At 70.3% G+C, this 14,714-nt stretch carries 10 protein-coding genes; 3 read left to right on the plus strand and 7 right to left on the minus strand.

Annotated elements, in window-relative coordinates:
• Nucleotides 1–126: 126 nt before the first annotated feature.
• A complete protein-coding gene (locus ACTWQJ_RS06120; protein ID WP_443305592.1) occupies nt 127–1,476 on the plus strand; it encodes a DUF2637 domain-containing protein in 1,350 nt (449 codons plus the stop codon).
• A gap of 69 nt (nt 1,477–1,545) precedes the next feature.
• On the opposite strand, the gene lysS is transcribed toward ACTWQJ_RS06120, so the two are convergent.
• Nucleotides 1,546–3,288, minus strand: coding sequence for a lysine--tRNA ligase (lysS, locus tag ACTWQJ_RS06125; RefSeq protein ID WP_443305593.1), 1,743 nt, complete (start codon nt 3,286–3,288; stop codon nt 1,546–1,548).
• Between the two features lie 320 nt (nt 3,289–3,608).
• On the opposite strand from lysS, the gene argS reads away from it, so the two are divergent.
• Together argS and ACTWQJ_RS06135 are read left to right on the plus strand one after the other, a co-directional pair.
• Nucleotides 3,609–5,375, plus strand: a complete 1,767-nt coding sequence (argS, locus tag ACTWQJ_RS06130) for an arginine--tRNA ligase (RefSeq protein WP_443305594.1) — start codon at nt 3,609–3,611, stop codon at nt 5,373–5,375.
• 43 nt (nt 5,376–5,418) lie between these two features.
• A complete protein-coding gene (locus ACTWQJ_RS06135) occupies nt 5,419–6,222 on the plus strand; it encodes a DUF4253 domain-containing protein (RefSeq protein ID WP_443305595.1) in 804 nt (267 codons plus the stop codon).
• 37 nt (nt 6,223–6,259) lie between these two features.
• Here the strand turns inward: ACTWQJ_RS06135 and ACTWQJ_RS06140 are convergent, their stop codons facing one another.
• From ACTWQJ_RS06140 to ACTWQJ_RS06165, 6 genes are all read right to left on the minus strand, one after another.
• Nucleotides 6,260–7,762: a polysaccharide pyruvyl transferase family protein gene (locus ACTWQJ_RS06140; protein WP_443305596.1), complete on the minus strand. Its 1,503-nt coding sequence runs from the start codon at nt 7,760–7,762 to the stop codon at nt 6,260–6,262.
• A gap of 207 nt (nt 7,763–7,969) precedes the next feature.
• Complete coding sequence (gene hemB / locus ACTWQJ_RS06145) at nt 7,970–8,962, minus strand: porphobilinogen synthase (RefSeq protein WP_443305597.1); 993 nt, start codon at nt 8,960–8,962, stop codon at nt 7,970–7,972.
• A gap of 246 nt (nt 8,963–9,208) precedes the next feature.
• Nucleotides 9,209–10,915: a uroporphyrinogen-III synthase gene (locus ACTWQJ_RS06150; protein WP_443305598.1), complete on the minus strand. Its 1,707-nt coding sequence runs from the start codon at nt 10,913–10,915 to the stop codon at nt 9,209–9,211.
• Nucleotides 10,912–11,907, minus strand: a complete 996-nt coding sequence (gene hemC, locus ACTWQJ_RS06155) for a hydroxymethylbilane synthase (RefSeq protein ID WP_443305599.1) — start codon at nt 11,905–11,907, stop codon at nt 10,912–10,914. Before hemC ends, ACTWQJ_RS06150 begins: the two co-directional genes overlap by 4 nt.
• A complete protein-coding gene (locus ACTWQJ_RS06160) occupies nt 11,904–13,616 on the minus strand; it encodes a glutamyl-tRNA reductase (RefSeq protein ID WP_443305600.1) in 1,713 nt (570 codons plus the stop codon). Before ACTWQJ_RS06160 ends, hemC begins: the two co-directional genes overlap by 4 nt.
• Nucleotides 13,613–14,377 (minus strand): redox-sensing transcriptional repressor Rex, encoded by a 765-nt coding sequence (locus ACTWQJ_RS06165; RefSeq protein ID WP_443305601.1) that lies wholly within the window; start codon nt 14,375–14,377, stop codon nt 13,613–13,615. The genes ACTWQJ_RS06160 and ACTWQJ_RS06165 overlap by 4 nt, the downstream gene beginning before the upstream one ends.
• Nucleotides 14,378–14,714 lie beyond the last annotated feature (337 nt).

Here is a 14,714-nt window from a genome sequence, read left to right on the forward strand (position 1 = left end):
GCGGGTCACCGGACGCCACCGGTAGAGTCACGGAAGGGCTGACGTACCCGGACCGGCCACCCGCCCCCCGTACGCATGTGCCACCCTGTTGGCCGCGCAACAACACGCAGTGGGAGGGGAGTACGGGTGGCCGCGCCACTACAGCTGACACGGACGCACCGCGTTCTCATCGCCGTGGTCGTCTTCGGTGCCGTGATCATCGCGGGCATCGGTTTCGCGGGTTCGTACGCCGCGGTACGCGAACTCGCGCTCAAAAAGGGCTTCGGGGACTTCAGTTACGTCTTCCCGATCGGCATCGACGCGGGCATCTGCGTCCTGCTCGCCCTGGACCTTCTGCTGACCTGGATCCGTATCCCGTTCCCGCTGCTGCGCCAGACGGCGTGGCTGCTGACGGCGGCGACGATCGCCTTCAACGGCGCAGCGGCCTGGCCGGACCCGCTGGGCGTGGGCATGCACGGGGTCATCCCGATCCTGTTCGTGGTGGCGGTGGAGGCCGCCCGCCACGCGATCGGCCGGATCGCCGACATCACGGCCGACAAACACATGGAGGGGGTCCGCCTCACCCGCTGGCTGCTCTCTCCCGTTCCGACGTTCCTGCTCTGGCGCCGTATGAAGCTCTGGGAGCTCCGCTCCTACGACCAGGTGATCAAGCTGGAACAGGAACGCCTCGTCTACCAGGCCCGCCTCCGCTCCCGCTACGGCCGAGCCTGGCGCCGCAAGGCCCCGGTGGAGGCCCTGATGCCCCTACGCCTGGCCAAGTACGGCGTCCCCCTGGCCGACACGGCCCCAGCGGGCCTGGCAGCGGCGGGCATCGAGCCAACGCTGATACCTCCGGCACCACAACAGCCAGCCTTGGAGTCAGCCGACGCAGCTGCGGCAGCCACCACCGTAGCTGCGGGCAGTCGTGCCGCTGGGGCGGCACGGGTGGGCGATGGGGGTCCCCCCGCTCGAGCGAAGCCGAGAGTGGGGGAGGCACCCCACCCCCAAGGCGACAGCAACCCAGACGCAGAGCCCCCGGACCACGCCGAGCCCCAGAACCCCTGGCTGCACGCCCGGGACCCGCAAACCATCGAGTACCACGGCGGCTACGACCCCACCTACGACCCCGAAGCCGCCTACGCCCGCTGGTACGAGGAACAGCAACAGGCCGAGCAGTACCAGCAGCAGTACGAGGCACCCCCACCACCCCCCGAGCCCTCCCCGGAGGACACCGGCACCTTCCCCATCCCGGTAGGCCCCAACCGCACCCGGGAACTCGGCGAAGGCGGCGGCACCCCCGCCCCCGACCCGACGGAGGAGGACTACTACCAGGTCTTCCGCCAGTCGATCAACGGCAGTCTCCCCACGCCCAGCCAGTTCGTCGACAGCGTGGAGGCGACGTACGGCATCACCCTCCCCCAGCCGGAGGCCAACCGCATGGTGAACCGCTTCTCCAACCGTTTCAACGCGGAACTGGAAGAGGACCACATCGCGTAACCCGCTCCCCTACGACGACGAGGGGCGCCCGGCGATCGCCGGGCGCCCCTCGTCGTCGTAGCAGCGGCTCTACTCCCCGAGCAGGACCCGCACCCGCTCCTGCCCCACCGCCAGCAGCAGCGTAGGCAGCCGCGGCCCGGTGTCCCGCCCCACGAGCAGGTGGTACAGCAGCGCGAAGAACGACCGCTGAGCCGTCTTGATCTCCGGCGGCAGCTCCTTGGGCGTGGCGTCCGCAGGGAACCCGGCCTGCACCTTGGGCACGCCGTACACAAGGTGCGTCAGGCCGTCCAGCGACCAGTGCTCCTCCAGCCCGTCGAGCAGCAGCCGGATCGACTGCTGGGACGCCTCGTCGAGCGACTTCAGCAGCTCGACGTCGGGTTCGTCCCGCACGATCGTCCGCTGATCGGCCGGCACATGCGTGTTGATCCACGCCTCGGCCTTGTCGAACCGCGGCCGCACCTCGTCGAGCGAGGCCAGCGGCTTCTCCGGGTCGAGCTCGGAGAGAATCCGCAGCGCCTGGTCCTCGTGCCCTGCGGTGATGTCGGCGACGGATGCGAGCGTCCGGTACGGCATCGGCCGGGGCGTCCTCGGCAGCTCACCGGCGGCCGTCCGCACGGCACGCGAGTGCGCGGCGACGTCGGCGGGCAGGGCGAAGCCGTCGGTGACCTTGGCGTCGAGCTTGTCCCACTCGTCGTAGAGCCGCTGGATCTCCTGGTCGAAGGCGATCTTGAACGACTGGTTGGGCTTGCGGCGGGCGTACAGCCAGCGCAGGAGCTGCGGCTCCATGATCTTCAGCGCGTCGGCCGGGGTGGGCACGCCACCGCGCGACGACGACATCTTCGCCATGCCGCTGATGCCGACGAACGCGTACATGGGCCCGATCGGCTGCTTGCCGCCGAAGATCCCGACGATCTGCCCGCCGACCTGGAAGGACGACCCCGGAGACGAGTGGTCGACACCGCTCGGCTCGAAGATGACCCCTTCGTACGCCCACCGCATCGGCCAGTCGACCTTCCAGACCAGCTTGCCGCGGTTGAACTCGTTCAGCCGGACGGTCTCGGAGAAGCCGCAGACCGTGCAGGCGTACGTCAGCTCGGTGGTGCCGTCGTCGTAGGAGGTGACGGTGGTGAAGTCCTTCTCGCAGTTGCCGCAGTACGGCTTGTACGGGAAGTAGCCGGCGGTCCCGGAGCTGCCGTCGTCCTCGGACGCGGCGCCGGACCCCTCCTCGGCCTCCAGCTCGGCCTCGTCGACGGGCTTCTGTGACTTCTTGGCGCCGCCCTTGGGCTTGGTCCGGTACTGGGCCAGCACCGCGTCGATGTCACCCCGGTGCTTCATGGCGTGCAGGATCTGCTCCCGGTACGCCCCGGAGGTGTACTGCGCGGTCTGGCTGATCCCGTCGAACTCCACGCCCAGCTCGGCCAGCGACTCGATCATCGCGGCCTTGAAGTGCTCGGCCCAGTTCGGGTGGGCGGAGCCCTTCGGCGCGGGCACGGAGGTCAGCGGCTTGCCGATGTGTTCGGCCCAGGACTCGTCGATCCCGGCGACACCGGCCGGCACCTTGCGGTACCGGTCGTAGTCGTCCCAGGAGATGAGATGCCGGACCTGGTGTCCCCGGCGCCGGATCTCGTCGGCGACGAGGTGCGGCGTCATGACCTCGCGCAGGTTCCCCAGGTGAATGGGACCGGAAGGCGACAGGCCGGACGCGACGACAACGGGTTTGCCCGGGGCCCGACGCTCCGACTCCTCGATGACCTCATCCGCGAAACGGGAGACCCAGTCGGTGGTCTCGGTGCTCTGACCCACGATCGGCACGTCCTTCTTTCCTCATCCGCAGCCGGCACGGTCACACGGCTGCCCGCTCCATTCTCCCAGCAAGCCGGGCATCCACGAAAACGCCTTTTCACGGCCATCCGCCGTAGCTACGGGCAGTCGTGCCGCTGGGGCGATGGGGGTCCCCCCGCTCGAGCGAAGCCGAGAGTGGGGGAGGGTGGGCGCAGGCGGCACCCCGCCAGCGCCGGGCTGCGCACCCCACCCCTGCCCAGCCCCCACACCCCGCACCGGAAAAACCCCTTTGCCCCCCATGGGATACTGGCCACGTCTATCCATCCCACGAGGAGAACGGCACCCACTCCATGGCCCCGGTCACGTCCCTCACCGCTTCCGTCCACCAGCGCCTCGCCGACGCCCTCGCTTCCGCCCTCCCGGAAGCCGACGGAGTCGACCCGCTGCTGCGACGAAGCGACCGGGCGGACTTCCAGGCCAACGGGATCCTGGCCCTCGCGAAGAAGGCGAAGGCGAACCCGCGCGAGCTGGCGACGCAGGTCGTCGCCCAGGTCACCACCGGCGATGTGATCAAGGACGTCGAGGTCTCCGGCCCCGGCTTCCTCAACATCACGGTCACCGACCAGGCGATCACCGACAACCTCGCCGCCCGTGCCGCCGACCTGGAGGGCCGTCTGGGTGTGCCGCGTGCGGAGCACCCCGGCACGACGGTGATCGACTACGCCCAGCCGAACGTGGCGAAGGAGATGCACGTCGGCCACCTCCGCTCCGCGGTGATCGGCGACTCGGTCGTCCAGCTCCTCGAGTTCACCGGCGAGAACGTGATCCGCCGCCACCACATCGGCGACTGGGGCACCCAGTTCGGCATGCTCATCCAGTATCTGGACGAGCACCCGCACGAGCTGGACCACAAGGACGCCCAGGTCACCGGTGAGGAGGCGATGTCGAACCTCGACCGCCTCTACAAGGCCGCGCGGAAGTTCTTCGACTCCGACGAGGAGTTCAAGACCAGGGCCCGCCGCCGCGTCGTCGACCTCCAGGCCGGTGACCCGCACACGCTCGCCATGTGGCAGAAGTTCGTCGACGAGTCGAAGATCTACTTCTTCTCCGTCTTCGAGAAGCTGGACATGGAGATCCGCGACGCGGACATCGTCGGCGAGTCCGGCTACAACGACATGCTTGACGAGACGTGCCGCCTGCTGGAGGAGTCGGGCGTCGCGGTGCGCTCCGAGGGCGCCCTGTGCGTGTTCTTCGACGACATCAAGGGCCCGGACGGCAACCCGGTCCCACTGATCGTCCGCAAGTCCGACGGCGGCTACGGCTACGCGGCGACGGACCTGTCCGCGATCAGGGACCGTGTCTTCAACCTGAAGGCGAACAGCCTGATCTACGTCGTGGACGCCCGCCAGTCCCTCCACTTCAGGATGGTCTTCGAGACGGCCCGCAGGGCGGGCTGGCTGAACGACGACGTGAAGGCGTACCAGCTGGCCTTCGGCACGGTCCTCGGCAAGGACGGCAAGCCGTTCAAGACGCGTGAGGGCGAGACGGTCAAGCTGGTCGACCTCCTCGACGAGGCGATCGACCGCGCCTCGGCCGTCGTACGGGAGAAGGCCCAGGACCTGTCCGAGGGGGAGATCGCCGAGCGCGGCGCCCAGGTCGGCATCGGCGCGGTGAAGTACGCGGACCTGTCGACGTCGGCGAACCGGGACTACAAGTTCGACCTGGACCAGATGGTGTCGCTGAACGGCGACACGAGCGTGTACCTCCAGTACGCGTACGCCCGTATCCAGTCGATCCTCCGCAAGGCCGGCGAGGTACGCCCGGCCGCGCACCCCGAGCTGGACCTGCACGAGGCGGAGCGGGCCCTCGGCCTGCACGTGGACGCGTTCGCGGAGACGGTCGCGGAGGCGGCGGCGGAGTACGCCCCGCACAAGATGACGGCGTACCTGTACCAGCTGGCCTCGCTGTTCACGTCGTTCTACGACAAGTGCCCGGTGATCAGGCCTCAGCCGCCGAAGGACGTCGCGGAGAACCGCCTGTTCCTGTGCGACATCACGGCCCGCACCCTCCACCAGGGCATGGCCCTGCTCGGCATCCGCACCCCCGAGCGCCTCTGATCGCGGAGTCCGATTGTCAGTGGCTGCGCCTACAGTCACTGACATGGCGACTCTTCCCAACCCGCTGCCGAAGCTGGCCTCCGACCCCACCGGCCGCGCCCTCGGACTCGAACTCCCGCCCGGGAGACTGATCGACGCGACGTACGAGGGGCAGTGGCACGAACCGCTGCTGTGGCATGCCTACGTACCGGCGGCGGCCGGTGCCTGGGCGGCGCTGGAACCGGCCCGGCGGACCGGTGGGCTCCTCCCGCTGCTCGTCGATGTGGGCGGCGGCCAAGGGGGCTTGGAGAGCTGGGAGTTGATGCCCGGCGAGATGTCGTACCCCGGGGACCATGACCCGGAGGACGTACTCGCCGAGTACTGGGATGAGTACGCGGCGGGCGAGGCCGAGGAGGGCGAGTGGCCGGGCCTGGCGTCCGCGCCGGGCCGCAGCACGGGCGACCCCGATGCCGATGAACTCGCCGTCGAGATAGCCGACTTCCTGGTGACCGACGGCTCCTGGCTGAAGGAGCCGCGCCTGGCCCTCGTACCCGCCCGCAGGAGCGCGGACATCCCGGCGGCGATCGGCTGGTCCGGCCCGGTGAACTACGAGAACGACGTGGCCCGGCTCTGCGCGGTACTCCGCTCCTGGGAGGACCGCTTCGGCATACGGGTCGTGGCCCTCGGCTTCGACCAGCTGATCCTCTCGGTCGCGGCACCGCCCGCCACCTTGGCCGAGGCGGAGGCGGTGGCCGTCGAGCACTTCGCGTTCTGCCCGGACAACGTCCTGCAGAGCAGCAACCCGTCACTGCGCGCGTACGCCGAGCACCTGATCGACCAGGAGATCTGGTCCTTCTGGTGGGACTGAACCGCCGAACCAGGGGGACGTCGACGGCTGTTGCCGGTCAGTCCTTGGCACCGCCGCCCGCACCGGACAGCTTGCGCATCCGGCGACGCACAGCAGGTCCCAGCCGGACCATCACGCGCTTCTCGATGCCGCCGACCCTGCGCTCCAGGGCGCCGAGCTGCTTGCGCGTGGCGGCCAGCTCCGCGCGGGCGGCGTCGAGCAGGCGCGCGGTCTCGGCCTGCCGCTTCTCGGCAGCAGCCACCCGGCTGCGCAGTTCCTTGGTCTCCTTGACCCGCGTGTCGATGCGGGCGTTGGCCGTCGCGATCCGCTCGCGCAGCCGGGCGATGCGGTAGCGCATGTGGCCGTCGTCGGAGCCGTCCCACACCGGCATCGACGCGGGGAGTTCCAGCGCGGCGAGACGGGCGTCGAAGGCGGCGCCACCGTCGCCGTGGGTGTAGGTGTTCTGCAGGCCGTTGCGGTCGAGGAAGGCGACGATCCGGTCGAAACGCTCACCGTGGCCCTTGAGCATGGCGGAGTAGTCGGCGCCCTCGTACAGCTCGCGGGGGTCGGTCTCGGCGGGCAGACCGGCCAGTTGGCGGTGCGGGATGTCGAAGTACCGGCACAGTTCGAGGGTGCGCGAGTCGTGGGTGAGGACGACGCTGGGCGTGCCGGCCAGCAGGGCGGCGATGTTGCCGTGGATGCGGGTGCCGTAGGCGAAGTCGTAGCCGCGCAGCTCGTCGATCCAGGTCGCCGGGTCCAGCGGCATGCGCACCTTGTTCTCGCGCAGCAGCTCGTGGCTGAGCTGGAGCGGGAAGGGGTCCTCGACGCCGGTCTCGGGGGTGAGGTCGCCCCAGAGGAGGAGTTCGGCGTCGACGAGGTTCTGTGCGTAGTAGGTGAGGTCCGGGTAGTTCTCCCAGGCGTGCCGGGCGATGCCGGCGATGTCACCGACGGGTATTGCGTTCGGCGAGAGGTTGAGGGCGATCCGGGATGCCGCGGTGAGCTCGGCGGGACGGATCTCGGGGAACGTGTCGCCGTACAGGAACATCGACGGGCAGCCGATGATGTCGATCCGGTCGGCAGGGGCGCCGAGGCCGGTGAGGTAACGGGCAGTCAGTTCCCCGCGGACGCCGATGGAAGCCGACCGGTCGAGGACCGCGGAGATGAAGCGCTTGACGGAGGCCGCCATCGGCTTGAGCTCTTCGGTCTCGTAGTCGTCGCCCGCCTGCGCGCCGACGCCGAAGACCACCACCGGGATGGTGAGCTGCTCGATCAGCGTGGACAGCCGGTCGAGTGAGGCCTGGAAGGTGGGGCGGAACGCGTTGGCGAGCGGGACGACGAAGACGTCGTACTGCTCGTTGATTTCGGCGGCACGCTGCGGGGACGAGTTCGTCCGGATGCCGTTGGAGGTGACCTCGGTGTCCGGCGTCGACAGCATCTTGTGTGCGGAATCGCTGAAGAGCAGGTTGCCCGTGTTCGTCCCGATCAGGTCCTGCTGAATGAACTCGGTCGGGGTGGCGACGCGGAAGGGGCTCTTCCCGGACCGGATCAGTATGCGCTTCACGACACTCCTCATGCTGCTGTGGGCGGACCTTGCGGACCGTCCACGGCCGCACGCGAGAGCAGAACCTACAGCCGGGTAAAAACAAAGTGAAGACCAGGTGCCCGAATCGTCATGAAGCCGTGCCCGAACCCAGCCTCAGACTCCCCAGCCCTTCCCCGACCTCCTACGGCGTCCTGCCCACCGGCTCCCAGCAGGCCCTGTCCGGAACTACCTCAGCTTCCGGGCCACTTCGGTGGCCCAGTACGTGAGGATGTTCTGCGCGCCGGCCCGCTTGATCCCGGTCAGCGTCTCCAGGATCGCCCGGTCCCGGTCGACCCAGCCCTTCTCCGCGGCGGCCTCGATCATCGAGTACTCGCCGGAGATCTGGTACGCGGCCACGGGCACGTCCACGGAGTCCGCGACCCGCGCCAGGATGTCGAGGTAGGGTCCGGCGGGCTTCACCATCACCATGTCGGCCCCCTCCTCCAGGTCGAGGGCCAGCTCGCGCATCGACTCCCGTACGTTGGCGGGGTCCTGCTGGTACGTCTTGCGGTCGCCCTGGAGGGAGGACGCGACGGCCTCGCGGAAGGGCCCGTAGAAGGCGGACGAGTACTTGGCGGTGTAGGCGAGGACGGCCACGTCCTCGCGGCCGATCTGGTCGAGCGCGTCGCGGATGACGCCGACCTGTCCGTCCATCATGCCGCTCGGCCCGACCACATGTGCCCCGGCGTCGGCCTGCACCTGGGCCATCTCGGCGTACCGCTCCAGGGTGGCGTCGTTGTCGACCCGCCCCTGCGCGTCGAGCACCCCGCAGTGGCCGTGGTCGGTCGTCTCGTCCAGGCACAGGTCGGACATGACGAGCAGATCGTCACCGACCTCGGCCCGCACATCGCGGATCGCGACCTGGAGGATCCCGTCCGGGTCGGTCCCCGGTGTCCCGATCGCGTCCTTCCTCGACTCCTCCGGCACCCCGAAGAGCATGATCCCGGAGATCCCGGCCTCCACCGCCTCCGCGGCCGCCTTCTTCAGGCTGTCCCGGGTGTGCTGCACGACCCCGGGCATCGCCGCGATCGGCACCGGCTCGCTCACACCCTCCCGCACGAACGCGGGCAGGATGAAGTCGGCCGGATGCAGCCGGGTCTCGGCGACCATGCGCCGCATGACGGGAGTGGTACGCAGCCGCCGCGGACGCGCACCGGGAAAGGATCCGTACTTCGTCATACGCCCTACGCTACGCCCGCCAGAACCCCACCTTTGCCGACGGGACGTCGGGCCCCGCCCCGTAGCTGCCGTAGCTGCGGGCAGTCGTGCCTCCCCCAGTGCCTTAAGGCCCTGGGGGACCCCCAGGGCGGCACGGGTGGGCGATGGGGGTCCCCCCGCTCGAGCGAAGCCGAGAGTGGGGGAGGCACCCCGTAGCGCCGGGCTGCGCAACCCACCCCACCCGAGCCCCAACGCCGGGCAAGCCGACTACGTGGTCCGCCTCCGCCGAGCCCCCGGCCGCCGCTCGCTCGGCCGCGTCACCGGATCCCCAGCCTCCAACGCGGCAGCGCGCCGCTTCATGCCGAAGTCGGCCAGCGCCTCCGCCAGCTTGTGCACGGACGGCTCAGGAGCCATCACATCCACCCGCAGCCCATGCTCCTCGGCGGTCTTCGCGGTGGCCGGCCCGATACAGGCGATCACGGTCACGTTGTGCGGCTTCCCGGCAATCCCCACCAGGTTCCGCACGGTGGACGACGACGTGAACAGCACGGCATCGAACCCACCGCCCTTGATCGCCTCCCGCGTCTCGGCCGGCGGCGGCGACGCGCGCACGGTCCGGTAGGCCGTGACGTCGTCGACCTCCCACCCGAGCTCGATCAGTCCGGCAACCAGCGTCTCCGTGGCGATGTCGGCCCGCGGCAGGAACACCCGGTCGATCGGATCGAACACGGGGTCGTACGGCGGCCAGTCCTCCAGCAGACCGGCGGCCGACTGCTCCCCCGAGGGCACGAGATCCGGCTTCACGCCGAAGGCGATGAGTGCCTTCGCCGTCTGCTCCCCCACCGCGGCGACCTTGATCCCCGCGAAGGCCCGGGCGTCGAGCCCGTACTCTTCGAACTTCTCCCGCACGGCCTTGACTGCGTTCACCGAAGTGAAAGCGATCCACTCGTAACGGCCCGTCACCAGGCCCTTGACCGCGCGCTCCATCTGCTGCGGCGTCCGCGGCGGCTCGACGGCGATCGTCGGTACCTCGTGCGGCACGGCCCCGTAGGACCGCAACTGGTCGGAAAGCGAAGCCGCCTGCTCCTTGGTCCGCGGCACGAGCACCTTCCAGCCGAACAGCGGCTTGGACTCGAACCACGACAACTGCTCCCGCTGAGCGGCGGCGGAACGCTCACCGACCACGGCTATCACCGGCCGCCCGCCCTCCGGCGACGGCAGCACCTTCGCCTGCTTCAGCGTCTGCGCGATGGTGCCCAGGGTGGCGGTCCAGGTCCGCTGCCGGGTCGTCGTACCGGCGACGGTCACCGTCAGCGGCGTATCGGGCTTGCGTCCGGCCGACACCAGTTCCCCGGCGGCAGCGGCGATGGAGTCCAGGGTCGTCGACACGACCACCGTCCCGTCCGACGCCCCCACCTCGGTCCAGCACCGGTCCGACGCCGTCCGCGCGTCCACGAACCGGACGTCCGCGCCCTGCGCGTCCCGCAGCGGCACACCCGCGTACGCGGGCACACCGACGGCGGCCGCGACACCGGGGACGACCTCGAAGGGAACACCGGCCGCGGCGCAGGCGAGCATTTCCTCGGCGGCGTACGTATCAAGGCCGGGGTCCCCGGACACCGCACGGACGACCCGCCTGCCGCCCCGCGCGGCCTCCATGACAAGATGTGCGGCATCCCGCACTGCGGGGACCCCAGCGGTTGTTGACGCGCCGTCAACAACCGTCAGCTGAGGCGTGCCCGTGCTCGGAACGGGGTCCGAAGAAGGACCCGGCTCCGTGTTCACGACGGCGACGCCGGGCCTGGCGTGCGTGCGTACGACGTCGAGCACCTCGTGCTCGGCGACGAGTACGTCCGCGTTCGCCAGCGCCTCGACGGCGCGCAGAGTCAGCAGTCCCGGATCCCCGGGTCCGGCACCGAGGAAGGTGACGTGCCCGTGTTCCGGACCGGCGGCGGGAAGGGTGGTGGGGCTCAATGTGCTCGCTCCCCCATCAGACCGGCCGCGCCCTGGGCGAGCATCTCGGCGGCGAGTTCGCGGCCGAGTGCCACTGCCCGGTCGTGCGTCTCGGGCACGGGACCGGTGGTGGACAGCTGCACCATCCGGGTGCCGTCGGTCGTGCCGACGACGCCCCGCAGGCGCATTTCCTTGACAATCTGCCCGTCGGCCTGGGGGTCCCCCCGCTCGAGCGGAGCCGAGAGTGGGGGAAGGTCGGCCAAGGCGCCCACGGGGGCGCTGCAACCGGCCTCCAGGGCGGCGAGCAGTGACCGTTCGGCGGTCACGGCGGCCCGGGTGAACGGGTCGTCGAGCTCACCGAGCGCGGCGATCAGGTCCGCGTTGTCCGCGGCGCATTCGATCGCCAGTGCCCCCTGGCCGGGGGCGGGCAAAACCGTGTCGACCGACAGGAAGTCGGTCACGTCGTCGATCCGGCCGATCCGGTGCAGTCCGGCGGCGGCCAGGACGACGGCATCGAGCTCGCCGTCCCGCACATACCCGATGCGCGTGTCGACGTTCCCGCGGATCGGCACCGTCTCGATGTCCAGCCCGTGGCTGCGCGCATACGCGTTCAGCTGCGCCATCCGGCGCGGCGAACCCGTGCCGATGCGCGCCCCGCGCGGCAGGTCGGTGAGCTTCAGCGCGTCCCGGGCGACGATCACGTCCCGCGGGTCCTCGCGCTCGGGTACGGCGGCCAGCGCCAGCTCCGCGGGCTGCGTGGTCGGCAGGTCCTTCAGCGAGTGGACCGCGAAGTCGACCTCGCCCCTGAGCAGCGCGTCGCGCAGCGCGGTCACGAACACGCCCGTGCCGCCGATCTGCGCGAGGTGCTCACGGGAGACATCGCCGTACGTGGTGATCTCGACGAGCTCGACGGGCCTTCCGGTCACCTGGCTCACGGCGTCCGCCACGAGCCCGGACTGGGCCATGGCGAGCTTGCTGCGCCTGGTTCCGAGCCTCAGTGCCTTGTCACTCATTGTGGCCCTCGGTTCTTCTCGGTGCTGTCCTCGGCGCGGGAGACGGAGGCCACCGTCTCGGGGTCGAGGTCGAACAGGGTGCGCAACGCGTCCGCGTACCCGGCGCCGCCGGGCTCGGCGGCGAGCTGCTTGACCCGTACGGTCGGCGCGTGCAGCAGCTTGTCCACGACGCGGTGCACCGCCTGCCGGATCTCGCTGCGCTGCTTGTCGTCCAGGCCGGGCAGCCGCCCGTCGAGCCGGGCGATCTCACCGGCGACGACATCGGCGGCCATCGTCCGCAGGGCGACCACGGTGGGCGTGATGTGCGCGGCCCGCAGCGCCGCCCCGAAGGCGGCGACCTCGTCGGAGACGATACGCCGGACCTGGTCGACGTCGGCTGCCATCGGAGCGTCCGCGGAGGCCTCGGCGAGCGACTCGATGTCCACCAGCCGCACCCCGGCCAGCCGGTGCGCGGCGGCGTCGATGTCACGCGGCATGGCGAGGTCGAGCAGGAAGAGCACCGGCTCGGGCCGCGGGACCTCGGCGACCGGCTCGGGCTTGCGGAGCTCGGGGACGCGGCCGACGGTGGCCGCGGTCGCGGCGAGCGCGCTGATCAGCTCGGGGGCGGCCTCGGGCGTACGGCGCGCGGCGTCGCGCCGGTCGACGGCGCTGCCCGCGGCCCAGGCGGCGTGCTGCTCCAGGGTGGCCGCGTCCATGCCGGCCACGGCGGCCTCGCCCATCACGGAGAAGCCCGGAGCCGTCAGATCCAGCGGACAGGCCTCGTCGGCGCCGACCCCGGCCGGCGGCAGCGGCGTCTTCCGTGCTGCGTCGGCCTTCGTCGTCGTACGACGCTCCTCGTGGCCCTCCTCCACGGCGACGGCGTGGCCCGTACGGCCCTCGACCGCGGCGGCGACCGCCTCGGCGTCGAGGACCAGCCCGGTGGCGCCGGTGCAGGAGACGGCGATGTCGGCACGTGTCAGCTCGGCCCGTACCGACTCCATCGGTACCGCCCGGGCCGGCACGTCCGTGTCGTCGGCCTCGTTGAGGATCTGCGCGAGACGCTCGGCGCGTTCATGGGTGCGGTTGGCGATGACGACCTCGGCGACCCCGGCGCGCGCGAGCGTCGCGGCGGCCAGCGAGGACATCGAACCGGCGCCGATCACCAGGGCCCGCTTGCCGTGGGCCCACTTCTCGACGGCCCCGCCGGAGGCCAGCTGCTCCAGGCCGAACGTGACCAGGGACTGGCCGGCGCGGTCGATGCCGGTCTCGGAGTGGGCACGCTTGCCGACCCGCAGCGCCTGCTGGAACAGGTCGTTGAGCAGCCGCCCGGCGGTGTGCAGCTCCTGCGCCCGGGCGAGCGAATCCTTTATCTGGCCGAGGATCTGCCCCTCGCCGACGACCATCGAGTCCAGCCCGCAGGCCACCGTGAACAGGTGGTGGACAGCCCGGTCCTCGTAGTGCACGTACAGGTAGGGCGTGAGCTCGTCCAGGCCGACGCCGCTGTGCTGGGCGAGCAGCGTGGACAGCTCGGCGACACCGGCGTGGAACTTGTCCACGTCGGCATACAGCTCGATGCGGTTGCAGGTGGCGAGGACCGCGGCCTCGGCAGCGGGCTCGGCGGCGACCGTGTCCTGGGCCAGCTTGATCTGGCCGTCCGCGGTCAGTGCCGCCCGCTCCAGGACGCTGACCGGAGCGCTGCGGTGACTCAGCCCGACGACGAGGAGACTCATGCCGGCATCACGGCGGGTACGTCCCCGTCGGGCCCCTTGTCGGCGGACTGCTTGCGCGTGGCGGCGACCGGGCTGGAGCCGTCGGTCAGCGCGGCCTCTTCGCCCGCCTTGCGCTGCTCGTGGAAGGCGAGGATCTGCAGCTCGATGGAGAGGTCGACCTTGCGCACGTCGACGCCGTCCGGCACCGACAGCACGGTCGGCGCGAAGTTCAGGATGGAGGTGACCCCGGCGGCCACCAGCCGCTCGCAGACCTGCTGGGCGACGCCCGGCGGGGTGGTGATGACCCCGATGGAGACGCCGTTCTCCGAGATGATCCGTTCCATGTCGTCGCTGTGCTGGACGGTGATCCCGGCGACCTGCTTTCCGGCCATCTCGGGATCGGCGTCGATCAGCGCGGCGACCCGGAAGCCACGGGAGGCGAAGCCGCCGTAGTTGGCGAGCGCGGCGCCGAGGTTACCGATGCCGACGATCACTACCGGCCAGTCCTGGGTCAGGCCGAGTTCGCGGGAGATCTGGTACACGAGATACTCGACGTCGTATCCCACGCCACGCGTCCCGTAGGAGCCCAGGTACGAGAAGTCCTTGCGCAGCTTCGCGGAGTTGACCCCCGCCGCGGCCGCGAGTTCCTCGGAGGACACCGTGGGCACCGAGCGCTCGGAAAGCGCGGTGAGGGCGCGGAGGTACAGCGGAAGCCGGGCGACGGTAGCCTCGGGAATCCCTCGGCTACGGGTCGCCGGTCGGTGAGTTCGGCCAGTTGCCACGGTGCTCCTGCGGGTAGAGCGGGGCTGCAGGCGGTCATACGTTCCCTGACCGCCCCGTCGAAAGCAGGCTATGTCTTTGTGAACGCGTGCACAAAGATGGTGTCCGATTTGCCCGGCCAACGTGACCGGGGTCACGCGCAGATATGCGGGGGCCAAAACCGAACACTCTCCTCAACGATTCCCGCCCCCGAGACCAAGACGCCGTCGATCCTAGTGTCTCGTGATCCTGTTCGTGGAACCTTACGCTTCTCTGCTCGTTGAGTCTGGTATGGATCTCTCCTCTGAACAGATGGCCGATCTACGGGAGTTGGCGAGCTCGCGTGATGTTCCGGCTGAT

It is taken from the genome of Streptomyces sp. KR55, from assembly GCF_052245645.1.
GTDB lineage: Bacteria > Actinomycetota > Actinomycetes > Streptomycetales > Streptomycetaceae > Streptomyces > Streptomyces flavusporus.